Annotated in this window: 16 protein-coding genes; 5 read left to right on the plus strand and 11 right to left on the minus strand. The window is 73.2% G+C overall.

Features of this window, described 5'->3' with window-relative positions; all coding sequences use genetic code 11:
• Window positions 1-7: 7 nt before the first annotated feature.
• From GA0070621_RS14805 to rsgA, 3 genes are all read right to left on the minus strand, one after another.
• A complete protein-coding gene (locus GA0070621_RS14805) occupies window positions 8-499 on the minus strand; it encodes a Rieske (2Fe-2S) protein (RefSeq protein WP_091195876.1) in 492 nt (163 codons plus the stop codon).
• A gap of 151 nt (window positions 500-650) precedes the next feature.
• Complete coding sequence (gene uvrA, locus GA0070621_RS14810) at window positions 651-3,596, minus strand: excinuclease ABC subunit UvrA (protein WP_091195879.1); 2,946 nt, start codon at window positions 3,594-3,596, stop codon at window positions 651-653.
• Window positions 3,597-3,800: 204 nt separating this feature from the next.
• Entirely contained in the window at window positions 3,801-4,880 is a 1,080-nt protein-coding gene (rsgA, locus tag GA0070621_RS14815; RefSeq protein WP_091195881.1) for a ribosome small subunit-dependent GTPase A, read from the minus strand.
• A 196-nt stretch (window positions 4,881-5,076) separates the two neighbouring features.
• Here rsgA and GA0070621_RS14820 point away from each other — a divergent pair, with 196 nt between their 5' ends.
• Both GA0070621_RS14820 and GA0070621_RS14825 read left to right on the plus strand, forming a co-directional pair.
• On the plus strand, window positions 5,077-5,793 hold the full coding sequence (locus GA0070621_RS14820) for a maleylpyruvate isomerase family mycothiol-dependent enzyme (RefSeq protein WP_091195884.1): 717 nt from the start codon (window positions 5,077-5,079) through the stop codon (window positions 5,791-5,793).
• An 8-nt stretch (window positions 5,794-5,801) separates the two neighbouring features.
• Window positions 5,802-6,455: an MBL fold metallo-hydrolase gene (locus tag GA0070621_RS14825; RefSeq protein WP_091202442.1), complete on the plus strand. Its 654-nt coding sequence runs from the start codon at window positions 5,802-5,804 to the stop codon at window positions 6,453-6,455.
• A 13-nt stretch (window positions 6,456-6,468) separates the two neighbouring features.
• Here the strand turns inward: GA0070621_RS14825 and GA0070621_RS14830 are convergent, their stop codons facing one another.
• Both GA0070621_RS14830 and GA0070621_RS14835 read right to left on the minus strand, forming a co-directional pair.
• Complete coding sequence (locus tag GA0070621_RS14830; RefSeq protein ID WP_091202443.1) at window positions 6,469-7,089, minus strand: DedA family protein; 621 nt, start codon at window positions 7,087-7,089, stop codon at window positions 6,469-6,471.
• Window positions 7,090-7,188: 99 nt separating this feature from the next.
• The gene (locus GA0070621_RS14835) at window positions 7,189-7,875 is read right to left on the minus strand and encodes a class I SAM-dependent methyltransferase (protein ID WP_407940288.1); all 687 of its coding nucleotides are present in this window, start codon (window positions 7,873-7,875) and stop codon (window positions 7,189-7,191) included.
• 167 nt (window positions 7,876-8,042) lie between these two features.
• Between GA0070621_RS14835 and GA0070621_RS14840 the strand changes: the two genes are divergently transcribed.
• Complete coding sequence (locus GA0070621_RS14840) at window positions 8,043-8,246, plus strand: cold-shock protein (RefSeq protein ID WP_091121867.1); 204 nt, start codon at window positions 8,043-8,045, stop codon at window positions 8,244-8,246.
• A gap of 143 nt (window positions 8,247-8,389) precedes the next feature.
• Here GA0070621_RS14840 and GA0070621_RS14845 read toward each other — a convergent pair whose 3' ends face one another.
• The 3 genes from GA0070621_RS14845 to GA0070621_RS14855 form a co-directional block, all read right to left on the minus strand.
• Window positions 8,390-9,298, minus strand: coding sequence for a hypothetical protein (locus GA0070621_RS14845; RefSeq protein WP_091195889.1), 909 nt, complete (start codon window positions 9,296-9,298; stop codon window positions 8,390-8,392).
• Between the two features lie 167 nt (window positions 9,299-9,465).
• Window positions 9,466-11,121, minus strand: coding sequence for a CocE/NonD family hydrolase (locus GA0070621_RS14850; protein ID WP_091195891.1), 1,656 nt, complete (start codon window positions 11,119-11,121; stop codon window positions 9,466-9,468).
• Between the two features lie 2 nt (window positions 11,122-11,123).
• The gene (locus GA0070621_RS14855; protein WP_157739997.1) at window positions 11,124-11,720 is read right to left on the minus strand and encodes a MarR family winged helix-turn-helix transcriptional regulator; all 597 of its coding nucleotides are present in this window, start codon (window positions 11,718-11,720) and stop codon (window positions 11,124-11,126) included.
• 82 nt (window positions 11,721-11,802) lie between these two features.
• Between GA0070621_RS14855 and GA0070621_RS14860 the strand changes: the two genes are divergently transcribed.
• Window positions 11,803-13,932: an MMPL family transporter gene (locus tag GA0070621_RS14860; protein WP_091195897.1), complete on the plus strand. Its 2,130-nt coding sequence runs from the start codon at window positions 11,803-11,805 to the stop codon at window positions 13,930-13,932.
• A 54-nt stretch (window positions 13,933-13,986) separates the two neighbouring features.
• Here the strand turns inward: GA0070621_RS14860 and GA0070621_RS14865 are convergent, their stop codons facing one another.
• Both GA0070621_RS14865 and GA0070621_RS14870 read right to left on the minus strand, forming a co-directional pair.
• Window positions 13,987-14,859 (minus strand): lytic transglycosylase domain-containing protein, encoded by an 873-nt coding sequence (locus GA0070621_RS14865; RefSeq protein ID WP_091195900.1) that lies wholly within the window; start codon window positions 14,857-14,859, stop codon window positions 13,987-13,989.
• 101 nt (window positions 14,860-14,960) lie between these two features.
• The gene (locus GA0070621_RS14870) at window positions 14,961-16,340 is read right to left on the minus strand and encodes a DedA family protein (protein ID WP_091202445.1); all 1,380 of its coding nucleotides are present in this window, start codon (window positions 16,338-16,340) and stop codon (window positions 14,961-14,963) included.
• A 129-nt stretch (window positions 16,341-16,469) separates the two neighbouring features.
• Between GA0070621_RS14870 and typA the strand changes: the two genes are divergently transcribed.
• On the plus strand, window positions 16,470-18,338 hold the full coding sequence (gene typA, locus GA0070621_RS14875) for a translational GTPase TypA (RefSeq protein WP_091195904.1): 1,869 nt from the start codon (window positions 16,470-16,472) through the stop codon (window positions 18,336-18,338).
• 73 nt (window positions 18,339-18,411) lie between these two features.
• Here the strand turns inward: typA and GA0070621_RS14880 are convergent, their stop codons facing one another.
• On the minus strand, window positions 18,412-19,077 hold the full coding sequence (locus GA0070621_RS14880; RefSeq protein ID WP_091195908.1) for a class I SAM-dependent methyltransferase: 666 nt from the start codon (window positions 19,075-19,077) through the stop codon (window positions 18,412-18,414).
• Window positions 19,078-19,104 lie beyond the last annotated feature (27 nt).

Below are 19,104 nucleotides of genomic sequence, written 5' to 3' on the forward strand. Positions count from 1 at the left end.
GCAGCGGTCAGGCCAGCGTGATCTGGTCGCCGGTGACCTTGATGTTCTTCGGGGCGAGGGGCCGGGTGGCGGGGCCCTGCTTGACGGACCCGTCGACGATCGAGAAGCGGCTGTTGTGGCAGGTGCAGTTGATGGTGCCGCCGTCGACGTTCGACACCGGGCAGCCCTGGTGGGTGCAGATCGGGTCGAAGCCCTTGAACTGGCCCGCCACCGGCTGGGTGATGACCACGCCCTTGCTGGCGAACACCGCCCCGCCGCCGACCGGGATGTCGGTGGTGCGGGTGAGCGGACCGATGCTGTCCCGGTTGCCGCCCCCGGCGTCGCCGACACCGGCGGTCGCGCCCGGGCCGCCGCTGGTGGGGCCGGCGGCACCCGGGCTCGTCTCGTCGTCGCTGCCGCAGGCGGCCAGCACCACGGCCGCGCCGACCGCGCCGGCGCCCGCCAGCAGTGCCCGCCGGGTCTGCGTACCCGGTCCGGTCAGCGCCTCATCGTCACTCATGTCCGGCCTCTCTCTCGCCGCCGCGTCGGGCGCGGCGTACGGCTACAGTTTTGAACACGGATCACTGTGCCGCACGGTTCATACTGCAGCGTCACGAAATCGCGGTCTGACGGGCGAACCGGCACCCGGCCCGCCCGTCGTATCCCGTCGCTCAGCGCGCCCCGGCCGGCACCTTTCGGGTACGCGGCTTCGCGGCCCCGCCGTTGGCCTTCGCCGCCCGGGTGGTGGCCGCCTTGGCGCCCTTGGCCGCGCCGTCGAGCTTGAGCATCGGGCGCAGGAACTGGCCGGTGTGGCTCTCCGGCACCTCGGCGACCTCCTCCGGGGTGCCGGTGGCGAGCACCGTGCCGCCCCGGTGGCCGCCCTCCGGCCCCATGTCGATGATCCAGTCGGCCGTCTTGATCACGTCGAGGTTGTGCTCGATGGTGATCACCGTGTTGCCCTTGTCGACCAGGCCCTCCAGAACCATCAGCAGCTTGCGGATGTCCTCGAAGTGCAGGCCCGTGGTCGGCTCGTCGAGCACGTAGACCGTCCGGCCGGTGGAGCGCTTCTGCAGCTCCGAGGCGAGCTTGACGCGCTGCGCCTCGCCGCCCGAGAGCGTCGGGGCGGGCTGGCCGAGCCGGACGTACCCGAGGCCCACGTCGACAAGCGTCCTGAGGTGCCGGTGGATGGCCGGGATGGCGGAGAAGAACTCGGCCGCCTCCTCGATCGGCATGTCCAGCACCTCGGCGACCGTGCGGCCCTTGTAGTGCACCTCCAGGGTCTCCCGGTTGTACCGGGCGCCCTTGCACACCTCGCACGGGACGTAGACGTCCGGCAGGAAGTTCATCTCGATCTTCAGGGTGCCGTCGCCGGAGCACGCCTCGCAACGGCCGCCCTTGACGTTGAACGAGAACCGGCCCGGGCCGTACCCCCGGACCTTGGCCTCGGTGGTCTCGGCGAAGAGCTTGCGGATGTGGTCCCAGACACCGGTGTAGGTGGCCGGGTTCGACCGCGGCGTACGCCCGATCGGCGACTGGTCGACGCCGACGACCTTGTCCACGTGCTCCAGCCCGGTGATCCGGGTGTGCCGGCCGGGCACCAGCCGGGCGCCGTTGATCTGGTTGGCCAGGACCGCGTGCAGGATGTCGTTGACCAGGGTCGACTTGCCGGAGCCGCTGACCCCGGTGACCGCGATGAGCTGGCCGAGCGGGAAGGACACGGTGAGGTTGCGCAGGTTGTGCTCGCGCGCCCCGTGCACCACCAGCTCACGCTCCGGGGTCTGCGGGCGGCGCTGCCTCGGCGTCGGGATCTCCCTGCGCCCGGACAGGTACGCCCCGGTGACCGACTCCTCGTTCTCCAGCAGGGCCGGCACCGAGCCGCTGTGCACGATCCGGCCGCCGTGCTCGCCGGCGCCCGGCCCGATGTCGACGATCCAGTCGGCGACCCGGATGGTGTCCTCGTCGTGCTCGACCACGATCAGCGTGTTGCCCAGCCCACGCAGCCGCAGCAGTGTCTCGATCAGCCGGTGGTTGTCCCGCTGGTGCAGGCCGATGGACGGCTCGTCGAGCACGTACAGGACGCCGACCAGGCCGGAGCCGATCTGGGTGGCCAGCCGGATGCGCTGCGCCTCGCCGCCGGAGAGGGTGCCCGCCGGACGGTCCAGGGAGAGGTAGTCCAGCCCGACGTCGAGCAGGAACCGCAGCCGGGCGTTGATCTCCTTGAGCACCCGCTCGGCGATCATCTTCTGCCGGTCGGTCAGCTCGATGCCGGCAAGCAGCTCGGCCGCCTCGCCGACGGACAGGTTGCACACCTCGGCGATGCTCTTGCCGGCCACCGTGACCGCGAGCACCTCCGGCTTGAGCCGGGTGCCGCCGCAGGCCGCGCAGGGCACGTCCCGCATGTAGCCCTCGTACTTGTCCCGCGACCACTCCGACTCGGTGTCCGTGTGACGGCGCTCGATCCACTGCACCACGCCCTCGAAGCCGGTGTAGTAGGAGCGCTCGCGGCCGTACTTGTTGCGGTAGCGGACGTGCACCTGGTCGTCGGAGCCGTGCAGGATCGTCTTCTGCGCCCGGGACGGCAGCGCCCGCCACGGGGTGTCCAGGTCGAAGTGCTCGGCCTCGCCGAGGGCCTCCAGCAGGCGGAGGAAGTATTCCAGGTTGTGCCCGGTCGACCAGGGCTGGATGGCGCCGTCACGCAGGGTGCGCTCCGGATCCGGGATCACCAGCTCCGGGTCGACCTCCTTCTTGGTGCCCAGCCCGGTGCACTCCGGGCACGCGCCGTACGGGGCGTTGAAGGAGAAGACCCGGGGCTCCAGGTCCTCGATGGCGAGGGGGTGATCGTTGGGGCAGGCCAGGTGCTCGGAGAAGCGACGCTCCCGCTCCGGGTCGTCCTCGGCCAGCTCCACGAAGTCGAGCAGCACCAGGCCGCCGGAGAGGCCGAGCGCCGCCTCGACCGAGTCGGTCAGCCGCTGCTTGGCGCTCGCCTTGACGCTGAGCCGGTCGATCACCACCTCGATGGTGTGCTTCTCCTGCTTCTTGAGCTTCGGCGGCTCGGTCAGCGGGTGCACCACGCCGTCGACCCGGGCCCTGGCGTAGCCCTTGGCCTGAAGCTCGGCGAACAGGTCGACGTATTCCCCCTTGCGGCCGCGCACCACGGGGGCGAGCACCATGAACCGGGTGCCCTCGGCCATGGCGAGCACCCGGTCGACGATCTGCTGCGGGCTCTGCCGGGAGATCCGCTCCCCACAGACCGGGCAGTGCGGCTCGCCGACGCGGGCGAAGAGCAGCCGGAGGTAGTCGTAGACCTCGGTGATGGTGCCGACGGTGGAGCGCGGGTTGCGTGAGGTGGACTTCTGGTCGATGGAGACCGCGGGGCTGAGGCCCTCGATGAAGTCGACGTCGGGCTTGTCCATCTGGCCGAGGAACTGCCGGGCGTACGACGACAGTGACTCCACGTAGCGCCGCTGGCCCTCGGCGAAGATGGTGTCGAACGCCAGGCTCGACTTGCCCGACCCGGACAGCCCGGTGAAGACGATCAGAGCGTCCCGGGGCAGGTCGAGACTGACGTCACGCAGGTTGTGCTCGCGCGCGCCACGGATGATCAGTCGGTCGGCCACGGTCCGTGTACTCCCGGAAGAAGAATGTGAGGCGGATCTGTCCGCTCGGAGGACGGTCTGAGCGGTTTTCGAGGTTGTCGAGGCGCAGGAAACACGCCTCGGAAACTCTAGCCCCGACGTACGACAACTTTCGTCGCGCGCACATTCCACCAGGTCAGCCCGGTCGCGCCGGCCCGGGGCGGGTCGGCGCGACCGTACTCTTACTCAGTATCCGCCGGGCGACGGCGGTGCCGCCGGACGCGCCCTGCGCCGCCGCTCGCCCCGCCAGCTCCCCCGCCGCTCGGCGGCCAGCCGGGCCTCCCGGCGCCCGCTCTCGTGCGACAGCTCCCGCTGGAGCCGGCGCCAGCTCTCCCAGCGCCGGGCGGTCAGCTCGCCGCTGTCCAGGGCCGACCGCACCGCGCAGCCCGGCTCGGCCTCGTGCGCGCAGTCGGCGTACCGGCAGCCGGCGGCGAGGTCGGTGATGTCGGCGAAGGCCCGGTCCAGCCCGGCCGAACCGTCGAGCAGGCCGACCGCCCGGACACCGGGGGTGTCCAGCACCGCGCCCCCGCCGGGAATCGGCACCAGCGCCCGCCAGGTGGTGGTGTGCCGGCCCTTGCCGTCGGAGCGACGGATCGCCTGGGTACGCATCACCTCCGCCCCGGCAAGGGCGTTCACCAGGCTCGACTTGCCCGCCCCGGAGGGCCCCAGCAGGCCGAGCGTCCGCCCCGGCGCGACGTACCGGCGCAGCGGGTCCAGCCCGGTGCCCCGCTCGGCGCTGACCGGCAGCACCGGCACCCCGGGCGCGACGGCGGCGAGCTGGCGGGCGACCGCCGCCGGGTCGGCCGCCAGGTCAGCCTTGGTGAGCACGACCAGCGGCTCCGCGCCGGACTCGTGGGCCAGGGAGAGCAGCCGTTCGATCCGCTCGGCGTCCGGCTCGGGGTGCACCGGCTCGATCACCGCGGCGGCGTCGAGGTTGGCGGCGAGCACCTGCCCGCTGGCGTCCTTGCCGGCGGTGCGCCGGACCAGCGCGGTACGGCGCGGCAGCACCGTCTCGACGGTGACCGGCCCGTCCGGCCAGGTGGCCAGCAGCACCCAGTCGCCGGCGCAGGGCAGCGCGGTCAGGTCGCGGGCCGCGGCGGCCAGCACCGCCCCGCCGAGGCTGGCCCGCACCGGACCCTCCGGCCGCAGCACGGTGCAGACGCCGCGGTCGACCCGGGCCACCCGGCCCGGGCGGTGTTCGGTGTGTGGTCGTACGTGCGCCGCCCGGTCGGCGTCCCAGCCGAGGGCGGTCAGGTCGAGTGTCATGGGGTCCTCATCGGTGTCGAGGGGATTCATGGCGGAACACGCGTGCTACGACCGGCATGCTCACCACCTCCACTCCGACTCCCGGTGCCGCGTTCGATGCAGACGGTAGGCGGCCCGTCGACGCGCCGAAAGCGATTTCCCCGGCGACGCGGCGGTCTCGCAACCACTAGGGTCGGTCTTGCGAGGAGGTGTTGCCGTGACCAGTGATCCGCTGTTGCTGACCGGCGAGGTGGACGCCGCCACGGACCGGCTGCTGCGTACCGTGGCCGCCTTCGACGCCGCGGACGTCGCCGCTGCCTCCCCGCTGCCGGGCTGGACCCGCGGCCATGTGCTGGCCCACCTGGCCCGCAACGCCGACGGCTTCGTCAACCTGCTCACCGCCGCCCGCACCGGCGAGCCCATCCCGATGTACGCCAGCGCCGAGGCCCGGGCCACGGACATCGAGGCCGGGGCCGGCCGGGCGCCGGCCGACCTTCTCGACGATCTGCGCCGCAGCGCGGAACGGTTCGCGGCGGCGGTCGACGCGATGCCGGTCGAGGCGTGGGCGGCCACCGTGCAGACCCGGCGCGGCCCGTGGCCGGCGGCCACGCTGGTCTGGGGGCGACTGCGCGAGGTCGAGGTGCACCACGTCGACCTGGCCGCCGGCTACCGGCCGGGCGACTGGCCGGACGCGTTCGCCCAGCGACTGCTGCACGAGGTGGCGACCGGGCTGGCCGACGATCCCGAAGCGCCGGCCATGGTGCTGCGCTTCGACGGCGTCCGCCACGAGATCGTCGTGGGCGAGCCCGCGGGGGCGCCCACGATCACCGGCGCCGCGCCGGAACTCGCCGCCTGGCTGATCGGCCGCAGCGCCGGCGAGGTGCTCTCCGTCACTCCCGACGGTCCCCTGCCAACCCCGCCAGGATGGATATAAGAGTGGTCATGCCCTACACCGGAGACGTCACGCCCGGCGGCCCGCCGGCCTTCCGCGAACTCGACCGGCTCACCGTCACCAAGGTGTCGGTGGGGCCGATGGACAACAACGCCTACCTGCTGCGCTGCCGCGACGGCGGCGAGCAGGTGCTGATCGACGCCGCGAACGAGGCGCCCCGCCTGCTCGACCTGGTCGGCGACGGCGGCCTGGCCGCGGTGGTCACCACGCACCGGCACATGGACCACTGGGTGGCCCTGGAGGAGGTCGTAGCCAAGACCGGCGCCCGGGCGCTGGCGCACGCCGACGACGCCGAGGGGCTGCCGATCGACGTCGAGCCGCTGCGCGAGGGCGACACGGTCGCGGTCGGGAACTGCGCCCTGGAGGTGATCCACCTCAGGGGACACACCCCGGGTTCGATCGCGCTGCTCTACCGTGACCCGGCCGGCGTTCCGCACCTGTTCACCGGCGATTCGCTGTTTCCCGGCGGAGTCGGCAACACCGACCAGGACCCGGAACGGTTCGGGCAGCTCGTCGACGATGTCGAGCAGAAGCTGTTCGACCGGCTGCCGGACGAGACGTGGTTCTACCCGGGGCACGGCAAGGACAGCACCCTCGGCGCCGAGCGGCCCGCGCTGCCGCAGTGGCGGGCCCGCGGCTGGTGACCGGCCCCGCCGGTCAGGGGGCGCCCGCGCCGGTCACCGCACGGAGCCGGCGCCGGGCGCCGAGCAGCACCGGACCGGCGAGCAGCAGCCCGACCGCCATGGTGAGCCACGCCGGGTTCGGTGCCCCGGGCAGCAGCCCGGTCAGCGCCCGCGCGGTGGTGCCGAGCAGCACGTAGAGGCCGGCCCAGAGCGCCGCGCCGAGCGCCGCGCACGACACGAACCTGCGGTACGGCATCCGCAGCCCGCCGGCGGCCAGGGGCAGCAGCGCGTTGAACACCGGCAGGAACGGCGCCACCAGCACCATCCGGCCGCCGCCACGCTGCAGGATCGCCTCGGCGGCGGCCCAGCGCGACTCGCCGATCCAGCCGCCCACCCGGCTGCGCCGCAGCCGCTCGCCCCAGTGTCGCCCGGCCAGGAAGCTCAACGACCAGCCGGTGAGGCAGCCGGCCATCACGGCCGCGACGGTGGCCGGCCCGGTCGCCGGTCGGCCTCCGGCGACCGCGGCGAGCACGGCGGCGTCGCCGGGCACCAGCACGCCGAGCAGGGGTACGGCGTCGGCGAGCATGACCAGGCCGAGCATCCCCATCAGCAGGCTGGTGGGCAGATCCCCGATCCGGGCCAGCAGATCCGTCATGCCGCGCACCATACTCAGCAACCGACCGCGCACACATCCGGTCGGATCCCCCACCGTCCCCTGATTCCGTCTCGGGGTCTGCGGGAGCCGACGTTGCGCTCAGCGGGGGCGCAGCACCTGGACCCGGCGTACCGGGGAGTCCACCGAAGGCTCGGTGGTGGGCACCGGGTAGCTGGCGACCACCTCCAGCCGGTCGGGTGGCAGGTGCCCCCGGTCCGGGTCGCCGACCAGCACCTCGACGCCCCGGTCGGCGGCGCGTTGCAGGAACGGCAGCACCCGCTCGGCCAGCGCCGCCTCGTAGAGCACGTCGCCGGCCAGCAGCAGGTCGGTCGGCACGGTGGCGTCGAGCAGGTCGTCGCCGGTGGCCGCCACGTCCACCCGGTTGGCCCGCGCGTTGACGGTGACGGCAGCGACCGCGTACGGGTCGATGTCGTTGGCGACCACCCGGTCGGCGCCGGCGAGCGCGGCGGCGATCGCCACCAGCCCGGATCCGGCGGCCAGGTCGAGCACCCGCCGGCCGGCGGCCAGTTCGGGGTGGTCGAGCAGGTGGCGGGCGAGCGCCTGCCCGCCGGCCCAGACCGAGGCCCAGTACGGCGGCGGCAGCGAACGGCCGGCCGCCGCCTCCATCCGGGCCCACCAGAGGATCGCGTCCTCGGCGAGGTGCAGCCGTACCTCGGGCACGAACGGCGGGGCGACCAGCCGGAGGCGGTCCGGGCCGCCGCCGGGCACGGCGATCTCCCGTTCCAGGTCGGCCAGCGCCGTGTGTGCCCCCACCGGGGCAAGCATGCCGGGCGCCGGCCGGTCGCGGGGGGATTTTCCCGGCTCGGCGCGTATTCACGGGGCGCGCCGGCACTTCCGCCAGCGGATCCCGGTTCGGGCGGTTACTGTCGGGAAGGTACAGGGCGAGCATCGGCCGCGGCCGGTGCTCACCCGCATTGAACAGGGAGAGACGCATGGCAACCGGCACGGTCAAGTGGTTCAACTCGGAAAAGGGCTTCGGCTTCATTGAGCAGGACGGCGGGGGGCCGGACGTGTTCGTCCACTACTCGGCCATCCAGAGCAGCGGCTACCGGGAGCTGCAGGAGGGCCAGAAGGTCGAGTTCGAGGTGACCCAGGGGCAGAAGGGTCCGCAGGCGGACAACGTCCACCCGCTGTAGTTCCGTGCCGGCGACGGCGGTCGGAGGCCCGACCGCCGTCGCAGCGCATGCTCACGGCGGCGGCGACGTCACGCTCGCACCGGTACGCCGAGGGCGTCCGGGCGGTGCGGCGCGGCAGCCGCCCCGCCGGCCGGACGCCCCGGTCAGGAGGTCAGCCGCCGGGACAGTTCGTCGGCGACATCCTTGGCCACCTGGGGTGGGATCGCCGCGGCGATCTTCTCCGCCGGCAGCCCGGCGAGTACGCCGTTGACGATCTGCTGCTCGTCGGTGAAGTCCTTGTTGGACAGCGCGGTAACCTGGGCGACGAGGTCCGGCCAGCTCTTCGCCATGGTGAGAATCTGCTGCAGCGGTGACCCCGGCTGGGGCGGGTTTATCAGGCCGGTCGTGTTGGCCGGTGAGATGAGCCAGTTGCGCAGGTTCTCCAGGTCGGCCAGCACGTTGCCGACGGTGCGGTTCTTGTTTCCGGTGTCGTTGACGAGCTTGTCGGTCTGTTCCATGTCGATCTCCGGTTTCACTGGGGCGATCAGGCCGATCGCGGTGAGGTAGCGGCGGAACAGCGGGGTCTGGTCCCGGTTCGCCTTGGTGGAGTCGCGGAAGAAGCTGAAGTGGGTGTGGAACAGGTGGCTGCTGTCACCGGTCGTGCGTTTGCGCAGCCGATCCCAGCGCTTCACGGTTCTGCCGTCCGGTGAGTAGATGATTTCCCGGATGTCCCCGGTGTCCGCGGCGCCGGCGACGCACTGCGCCACGCACCAGGTGGAGAAGGTGCGCAGGTTGTTGGTGGCACCGCCGGAGCGGATCGAGAACATGCCCACGTCGAGGGCGGACGCGTCGAGGGTCAACCCGGAGGAGTCCCGGGTGGACTCGACCACCGAGTAGTCGTTGCGCACCACCCGGTCGGAGCCGCAGTGGTATCCGCCGCGGTGGTTTGCGTCACCGACGATGCCGACCTCTCCGGGTTCGAGATCGTCGGGGCGGACGACGTTCTTGTCGACGTTGAGATAGGTGAGCAGAAGGTTGCGGACGGCCAACAGATTTTCCGGAGCCCGTGTCATGGGATCCCCCTTTCCGGATCGTTCGCCCGATCGGACGCGGGGTCACTCAACGTGAAGTTGTCCGAGCCAGGGACGCGTCTGGCCGGGTTAGTGCACGGCACCGGGCAGTTGCACCGAGAATATCCACACAGTTGAAGACACGCCCAGGTCAGAGGCACTATCTGGAACTAAGGTCGAGGGGCGGGCGGCGGCTGCGCGTGGGGGAGCACAATGGCCGACGGGTGCGCGGGGTCATGCAGGATCTCCCGCCATCCGGCACGAAGAGTGACGGCGGTGCCGAGCGGTTCTCCCGTTCCGGGGTTGCGCGCGTAGCGCGGATGGGCGCCACCGGAGACCTGGACGCGTAGCCGGTGCCCGGGCGCGAAGCGGTGCGCGGCCGGCCAGAGGGTGAGCGGCACCCGGACCACACCGGACGGGTCGGTCGGGAAGCGGCCGGGGGCGACCCGGACCAGGCCGTCGCAGACGTTCCACGACCGTCCCCGGCGATCCACGTCGCAGAGCCGCACGAAGACGTCCAGGTAGGACAACTCGCTGCGGACGTGCACCTCGGCGCGGACCGGGCCGACCACCTCGACCGGCGCGTCCAGCGGGGCACTGGTGTAGGTCAACACGTCCGGCCGGGCCTCCACCGGCCGGTTGTCCACCTTGCCGGCCCGCTGGGCGACCAGGAGCGGCCCGCCGAGCGACGGGGTGGGGTCGGCCGGGTCGTACCAGATCCGGTCGGGTGGGGACGGGATCGGCGCGGTGGTGCCGAGGGCCCGGTCGGCGTGCAGGTGCCACCGGGTCGGCACCGCCGGCGGGGGCCAGTCGGGCAGGTCCCGCCAGCCGCCGCCGTCGCCGCCGACGTGCACCCGTACCGGGGCGCGGGGCGGCGTCGGGCGGCCGGCCAGGTGCTCGTCGAGCCAGTCGAGGCCCGTGCGGAGGGCCGCCACGAGCAGCCCCGGGCTGCCGTGGGTCCACGGGCCGACGGTCAGCCGCGGCCGGGCGCCGGCCGCGCGCAGCCGGACGTAGTCGTCGAGCTGGGCCGGGAGGAAGATGTCCTGCCAGCCGCTGAGCATCAGCACCGGCGCGCGTACCTCGGCGATCCGGTCACCGAAGACCCGGGACCGCCAGTAGTCGGCGTCGGGGGTGTGGTGGCGCAGCCACTCCTGGAAGAACGGCACGGTGACCCCGGTGGCGATCCGGTCGGCCTCGGCCAGCGGCAGGTGGGTCAGCGCCCGGGCCAGCCGCGGCTGTCCCCGCCGCAGCTCCCACTGCCGGGCCAGCCACGGCACGGTCTGCGCCTGGAGCAGCTCCGCCCAGGTCAGCACGGTGTCCAGGGCGAACGACTCACCCGCGTACGTCGAGTCCCGGGTGGCCGAGGCGGTCGCCACGGCGACCATCGCGCGCAGTTCGTCGGCCGCCTCGGCGGCGAGCGCCCACTGCACGAAGCCCTGGTAGCTGGCGCCGAACATGCCGAACGCCCCGGACCACCAGCGCTGCCGGCGCAGCCAGTCGAGGGTGTCCAGCCCGTCGTCGCGCTCGTGCACCAGCGGTGCGAACGCACCACCGGAGCCGTGCGTGCCCCGGCAGGACTGGATCACCACGTGGTAGCCGCGTTCGGCGGCGAGCCGGCCCAGCAGCCGCATCGGCCCGCCCCGCCCGTACGGGGTGCGGATCAGCACGGTGGGCGCGCCCGGCAGGTCCGGGGCGTAGTGGTCGGTGCGCAGCGCCACGCCGTCGCGGACCCGGACCGGGATGTCCCGGGTCACCGTGATCCGCCGGGTGCGGGCGGCGGGCAGCCGCAGCGCGGCGCTGGCGAGCCGGGTGAGGAGCCGGTCCACGGTCAGTCCGACGACGGTCCGGGTTCGGCGCCGCCCGCCCGTCGGGCCGGCTCGCCGCGGGCCCCGCGGACGACGTCGCGGTGCTCCCGGATCGAGACCACCATCTCGGCCATGAACCGGTGCACGGTCGCCAGTTCCTCGTCGCTGAACCGGGCCATCACCCGGTCGTTGCGGCGGCCGAGCGGGGCGAAGAAGCTGCGGGCCAGGGCGGCGCCCTGGTCGGCGTAGCGCAGGAACACCTTGCGGCGGTCGGCGGTGTCCCGGTCACGCCGGATGTGGCCGGCCCGTTCCAGCCGATCGATCAGCGCGGTCACCGAGCCGGAGGAGAGGTCGAGCTGCTCCCCGAGGCGCCCCGGGGTGATCGGGTCGCCGAGCAGTTCGGCGTCCATCACGGCGATCAGCGCTTGCAGGTCGGTGGCGTTGAGCTTGTGCAGGCCGGCGAACGCCTGCCCGACGTGCTGCGCGTCCACTGAGTAGCGCCGCAGGTCGTTGGTGATGTCCGCGATCATCTGCGCGCGCCGGTCGTCCGGCCGCCGATATCCGCCCTGTGGTGCCACGTCTCGCCGATGCCCCCTGTCCGACCGGTCCGGTTGCAGCATAGAGCAGTCGCCGATAATCTCGGCTATCAAGATACTTGCCTGGCGAGAGTAATCTCCGCCGGCGATCACGTGAGGGCAACCGATGGCACTGTTCACCCGCGTCGCCCGGGGCCGGCTGGCCGCCTGGCTCACCGTCGCCGCCGCGCTCGTCGTCGGCGCGTTCGTCTTCGGGCTGCCCGAGCCCGACAACCCCACCCCCGTCTCGGCCACCGGCCTGTCCGCGCGGTGGCAGTCGACGCAGGTCGAACGCCTCCAGCGGGACCTGCCCTCCGGCCACGTCCAGCCCGCCGTCGTCGTGGTCAGCCGCGCCGACCGGACCCCGCTGACCGAGGCCGACCGGGCCACCCTCGCCGACCGGTCGGCCGCGCTGGCCCGACTCGCCGCCGACGGCCGGGTCGGACCGCCGCAGGTCTCCCCCGACGGCACCGTGGCCCTCCTCGCCGTACCGCTGTCCACCGCCGACGGCCAGCAGGCCGTGGTCGACGAGGTCGCCCGGCTGCGTGCCGCGGTGGCCGACCTGCCCCACCCGCTGACCGTGGCCGTCACCGGCGCGCCGGCCTTCACCGCCGACCTCACCAAGGTCTTCGACGGCGCCGACGTCACATTGCTCGCGGTGACCGCCACCGTCGTCGCCCTGCTGCTGCTCGTCACCTACCGCAGCCCGTTCCTGTGGCTCGTGCCGCTGCTGGTGGTCGCCGCGACCGAGCAGCTCACCCAGCGCGCCGTCGACACGATCGTGCCGGCGCTCGGCATCCACCTCCAGCCGGGCCAGGTCACCGGCATCGCGAGCGTGCTCGTGTTCGGCGCCGCCACCGACTACGCCCTGCTGCTGATCGCCCGCTACCGGGAGGAACTGCGCCGCGAGGCGGACCGGTTCGCCGCCATGCGGGCCGCCCTGCGCCGTACCGCCGAACCGATCCTGGCCAGCGGCGCCACCGTCGTCCTCGGCGTGCTCACCCTGCTGCTGTCCGAGCGGGAAACCAACCGGGCGCTCGCGGTCGCCTGCGCCATCGGCGTCCTGTTCGCCATGCTCTCGGCGCTGTTCGTGCTCCCCGCCGCCCTGGTGCTGCTCGGGCGGCGGCTGTTCTGGCCGCTCGTACCCCGGGTCGGCGGCCCGACGCGGGAGGGCCGGCTGTGGGGCCGCCTCGGCGCCGCCGTCGTCCGCCGGCCGGTGCCGGTCGCGGCGCTCGCCACACTGCTCCTCGCCGGCCTGGCCCTGGGCGGCCTGGGCGTGCGCACCGGGCTGTCGGAGACCGAGCGGTTCCGGGTGAAACCGGAGGCGGTGGCCGGGGCGGAGACCCTCGCGCGGGCCTTCCCGGCCGGGATCACCCAGCCGGTCGCCGTGCTCACCAATCCCGGCGCGGCGCAGGCGGTGCTGGCCGCCGCCGGGACGGTCGACGGGGTCGACACCGTCCGGCCCGGCCCGGTCGGCGACCGGGTCGCCCAACTCGACGTGGTGCTCACCGCCGAGCCCGGCACCGCCGCCTCGGACCGGACCGTGGCGGCGCTGCGCGACGCCGTCGCCGCCGTACCGGACTCCGCGCCACCCCCGGTCGCCGGCGCCGACGCTCCGCACGGCGCGGTGGTCGGCGGCACGGTCGCCGCCGGCTACGACGCGCAGCGGGCGGACACGAAGGACCTACGGCTGATCCTGCCGGTCATCCTGCTGCTCGTCGGGGCGGTGCTGGTGCTGCTGCTGCGCGGCCTGCTGGCCCCGATCCTGCTGGTGCTCACCGTCATCGCCTCGTTCTTCGCCAGCCTCGGCGCGGCGTGGCTGCTCTTCGACCACGTGCTGGGCTTCCCGGCGCTGGACAGTGGCGTGCTGCTGCTCGCCTTCGTGTTCCTGGTGGCCCTCGGCGTGGACTACAACATCTTCCTGGTCACCCGGGCCCGCGAGGACGCCCGCCGCACCGGCACCCGGGACGGCATGCGCTCGGCGCTACGGGTCACCGGCGGGGTGATCACCAGCGCCGGGGTGCTGCTCGCGGCGGTCTTCGCCGTGCTCGGCGTACTCCCGCTGATCACGCTCACCCAGATCGGGATCATCGTCTGCCTGGGCGTACTGCTCGACACCCTGCTGGTCCGCACGGTGCTGGTCCCGGCGCTGGCGTTCGTGCTCGGCGACCGGTTCTGGTGGCCGGGCCGGATCCGGCGCGTACCCGACGCCCCGGCCGAAGCGGTGCCCGCCCAGCCGTCCGGCGCCCGGGACTGACCGCCGTACACCGAGGGGCCCCGGCGCTCGGCCGGGGCCCCTCGGCGCGACAGATCAGTAGCTCAGGCACTTGCACGTGGTCATCAACGACCGCACGTTCTCCACGTACTGCGGGTTCGGGACGGCGAGCGGCTGGCCCTCCCGGGCCACCGCGTTGTGCCCGTAGTTGTACGCCGAGATGACCGCGTTGAGCAGGCACGAGTTCAGCTCGCTGGTGCACAGCGCGGCGTCCAGCCGGTAGTCCGACTCGAAGTACATGTCGCCGATGTACTTGGTGAGCCAGGCGAGGTAGTTCGCCCCCAGGTAGGCGTTGTCCCGGTAGTCGTTGATGTCGTACGACTGGCCGAAACGCTGGTTCATCCAGTCCGCGGTGGCCGGCATGACCTGCATCAGGCCGATGCCGCCGTCGCAGGCCACGACGTTGGACTGCCAGCCGCTCTCCTGCCAGGCCGTGGCCTTGACCAGGTTCAGCGGGATCTTGATGTCGGGCGCCGAAGTCGGCCAGTACGTCCGCGCGGCCGCGTCCGACAGGGCCGACTTCACCTGGCTGACGGTCGCCTGGGTGCCCTTGTAGCTGTGCTGGCAGCCGCTCGACGCCGGCTTCGGCTGGGGCGGCGGGACCCGGGTCTCGGTCGGCGGCTTCGGCTTGGCGAGCGGCGCCGTGGACGTCCGGGTGGGCTTCGGCTTGGCCTTCGCCGTCGGCGTGGCGCTCGGGCTGGGCTTGGTGCTGGGCGCCACGCCCATCGCCTCCACCGCCGGCGGCGCCGCCTCGGTCGGCTGGTCGGCCAGAACGTCGACGGGCACCTCGCTGGGCAGGTCGACGGCCACCTCTCGGGGTGGGCGTTCCTCGCCACCGCACCCGGCGATCCCGACCGCCAGCAGCAGTGCGGTGCTCGCCGTGGCCCATCGGCTGATTCCCCGACGCATCAGACCCTCCCCCACGGTTGTCCGCCGCACCTTAGCAAGGATCGACAGGCCGCCGGGGGCCACGCGTCGCCGCCGGCGCGGGTGCAACCGGGACCGCGACGTCACCTCACCGCACTGTCGGACTCCGCTGTGGACGGCGGACCGGCCGCGCGGACCGCCCGGTCCCGGGTGGCCCAGGCGACCATGAACACCATGGTCCAGGCCGCGCCGAGCAGCACCGACGTGGCGGTGCCGCTGGCCGTGCTCCACCCCAGATACAGGCGGGCGCCACCGACGGCGAGCACCCCGGCGACGGCGGCCGTCCACGCCGCCACCGCCGCCGGCCACCGCACGCCCCGGGACAGCAGCCAGGCCAGCGTGCCGAAGCTCGCGGTCACCACCGCGTTCTGGGCGGGAAAGAGGGCCCGGTCGTCGCCCGGACCGATCAGGTCGGCGACCACGGCCAGCACGACCAGCGGCACGAACGCCCCCACCGAGCCGAGCACGCTGAGCAGGTCCGCCCGCCAGGGCCGGTTCCGCCAGGCCAGCACCGCGGCGACGACCGCCACCGCGACGATCAGGACCGACCCGCGCAGCACCGAGACCACGGCCAGCGCCACGTCCACCACCCCAGGGGTACGCCGGGCGGCGAACCAGTGGGCGATGAGCCCGTCGAGCACGGCCAGCCCGCTGTGCCGGACCACCGCCTCCAGCAGCACCGCGACGGCCAGCCCGACGGCGAACAGCAGCAGCAGACCGACGGCCAGATTGAGCAGCAACGTCCAGGCCGCCCCGACCCGCCCGGCGATCAGGAAGAACAGCACCCCGTACCGGCCGCGCAGCCAGCGGACCGGGCGCAGGGCGGCGGCCCGGGCGGCCAGCGCCCGCGCCGGGTCGGGATTACGGCCGAGCCAACGGCCGGCCAGCAGCACGGCGGCCAGGCAGAGCAGCAGGAGCAGCACCGCGCCGGTGGCCTGGCCAAGCAGCCGGGAGACCTGCTGGTACGACTCGCCGGCGACGTACCCGGCCAGCACGGACGCGCTGACCCAGCTGGCCACCCCGGCCAGGTCCCACGGCGCGAACCGCCGGTACGGCAGGCCCGCCGCGCCGGCCAACCGGGGCGCCAGGGTGCGGGCGACGGCCACCCAGCGGGCGGCCAGGACGCCGCGACCGCCGAGCCGCTTGAGCAGAGAGTCGGCCCGCCGCCACCGGTCGGCGCCGATCCGGGCACCGAGGCCGGAACCGCGCAGCCTGGGCCCGTACCGGCGGCCCGCCCGGAAGGCGAGTGTGTCTCCGATCACGGCGGCGGCCGTCATCACCAGTAGCGTTGGGACGAGCCGCAGCGTCCCCGCGTACGCTAGGAACCCGACCAGCAGCAGGGTCGCCTCACCCGGCACCAGCAGTCCGACGATCACCCCGGTCTCACCAGCGACGATCGTCGCGGCGACCAGGTAGATCAGCGGGGCCGGCAGGCCCTGCAGCCACGTCAGCAGGTCAGGCATCGGTCCCCCGCACGGGGCCAGCATGCCAGTCGCTGAACCGGTCGGGACAGCAGTTTCGGCAGAGATCCGGGCGATCTCGGGGTGACCCCGGGGCGTCCACCGGCAACCGCAGACAGGAGTATGGAGGGTATGCAGCTTCGCACCGACCTCCGCAACGTCGCCATCATCGCCCACGTCGACCACGGCAAAACGACCCTGGTCGACGCCATGTTGCGGCAGGCCGGCGCCTACGGCGCCCGCGGTGAGGTCACCGAACGGGTCATGGACTCGATGGACCTCGAGCGGGAAAAGGGCATCACCATCCTGGCCAAGAACACCGGCGTGCGCTACCTGCCGGCGGACGGGTCCGACCCGGTCACCATCAACATCATCGACACCCCCGGTCACGCCGACTTCGGCGGCGAGGTCGAGCGCGGCCTGACCATGGTCGACGGGGTGGTGCTGCTGGTGGACGCCAGCGAGGGCCCGCTGCCGCAGACCCGGTTCGTGCTCCGCAAGGCCCTCAAGGCCCGGCTGCCGATCATCCTGGTGATCAACAAGGTGGACCGTCCCGACGCCCGGATCAAGGAGGTCGTGGACGACACCTACGAGCTCTTCCTCGACCTGGACGCCGACGAGGAGCAGATCGACTTCCCGATCGTCTACGCCTGCGCCCGCGACGGCATCGCCTCGCTCACCCAGCCCGCCGACGGCGCGGTGCCCGACGACAGCCACAACCTCGAGCCGCTGTTCCGCACCCTGCTCGACACCATCCGGCCGCCCGCGTACGAGGAGGACGCGCCGCTGCAGGCGCACGTCACCAACCTCGACGCCTCGCCGTTCCTCGGCCGGCTGGCGCTGTGCCGGGTCCGGCAGGGCACCATCAACAAGGGCCAGACGGTGGCCTGGTGCCGCACCGACGGCAGCACCCAGCGGGTCCGCATCTCCGAACTGCTGATGACCGAGGGCCTGGAGCGCAAGCCGGCCGAGTCCGCCGGGCCGGGCGACATCATCGCCGTCGCCGGCATCCCCGAGATCATGATCGGCGAGACCCTCGCCGACGCGGAGAACCCGGTCCCGCTGCCACTGATCACCGTCGACGAGCCGGCCATCTCAATGACCATCGGCACCAACACCTCGCCGCTGGTCGGCCGGGTCAAGGGCGCCAAGGTCACCGCCCGGATGGTCAAGGACCGCCTCGACAAGGAGCTGATCGGCAACGTCTCGCTGCGGGTGCTGCCCACCGAGCGCCCCGACGCCTGGGAGGTGCAGGGCCGCGGCGAGCTGGCCCTGGCGATCCTGGTCGAGCAGATGCGCCGCGAGCACTACGAGCTGACCGTCGGCAAGCCGCAGGTGGTCACCCGGGAGATCGACGGGAAGACCTGCGAGCCGGTCGAGCGGCTGACCATCGACGCCCCCGAGGAGTACCTCGGCGCGATCACCCAGCTCCTCGCGACCCGCAAGGGCCGGATGGAGCAGCTGGTCAACCACGGCACCGGCTGGATCCGGATGGAGTGGCTGGTCCCGGCCCGCGGCCTGATCGGCTTCCGGACCGAGTTCCTCACCGAGACCCGCGGCACCGGCATCCTGCACCACGTCTTCGAGTCGTACGAGCCGTGGGTCGGCGAGCTGCGGACCCGCAACAACGGCTCGCTCGTCGCCGACCGCTCCGGCGCGGTCACCGCGTTCGCCATGACCAACCTGCAGGAGCGCGGCCAGCTCTTCGTCGAGCCCGGCACCGAGGTGTACGAGGGCATGATCGTCGGGGAGAACTCCCGCTCCGACGACATGGACGTCAACATCACCAAGGAGAAGAAGCTCACCAACATGCGCTCGTCGACCGCGGACGAGACCGAGAAGCTGATCCCGCCGCGCAAGCTGTCGCTGGAGCAGGCCCTCGAGTTCTGCCGCGAGGACGAGTGCGTCGAGGTGACCCCGGCCGCCGTGCGTATCCGCAAGGTGACCCTCGACCAGACCCAGCGCGGCCGGATGGCCGCCCGCCGCAAGCACGCCGGCTGACCACCGACCCACCCGGAGCCCGGACCGCCCCTCGGCGGCCCGGGCTCCGCTGTCTCCCCGCCGAGCAGACAGGTCAGGCGGGTTTGGTGGCCTGGAGGGCGAGGATGTCAGGGATGGCAGTGGAGCCGGACTCGTCGACGCGGGTCACCGCCAGCCCGGCGTCGGTGACCGCGTTGACCAGGTCCGCCAGCGGCAGATGCCAGGCGCCCACCCGGGCCCGCACCCCGCTCGCGTTCCAGGACCGGAAGCTTCGCTCACGCTCGGCGTACCCGCCGTCGATGACGATCCGCCCCGGATCGGACCGGTCGGCGAACGCGCCACAGAAACACGGGTGCACGCCGACGTGCACGAAACGCCCGCCCGGCGCGAGGACCCGGGCCGCCTCCGCGATCACCGCCGGGTAGTCGGGCAGGTCGGTGTGCCCGAGTACGCAGGTCACCGCGGGCACGCTCGCGTCGGCGACCGGCAGCCGGGCCGCGTCCCCCCGGGCCACCGGCAGCCGGCCGCGGGCATGCCGCAACTGCCCCGCGGACAGATCCACCCCGACCGGCTCCCAGCCCAGCCGGCGCAGCTCGGCGGCGTGCGCCCCGGTGCCGCAGCACAGGTCGAGACAGCGGCCCGGACCGGTGCCGAGCAGGCCGGCGAGCTGCCTGCGGACCCGGTCCATGTAGTCGGCGGAGGTGTCGGAGGCGTACACCTCGTACCAGTCGGCGATGGCGTCGTACGCGGCGGTCGTCATCCCCGCACGCTAGACGGACCACATGCC

The sequence above is a fragment of the Micromonospora narathiwatensis genome, from assembly GCF_900089605.1.
GTDB lineage: Bacteria > Actinomycetota > Actinomycetes > Mycobacteriales > Micromonosporaceae > Micromonospora > Micromonospora narathiwatensis.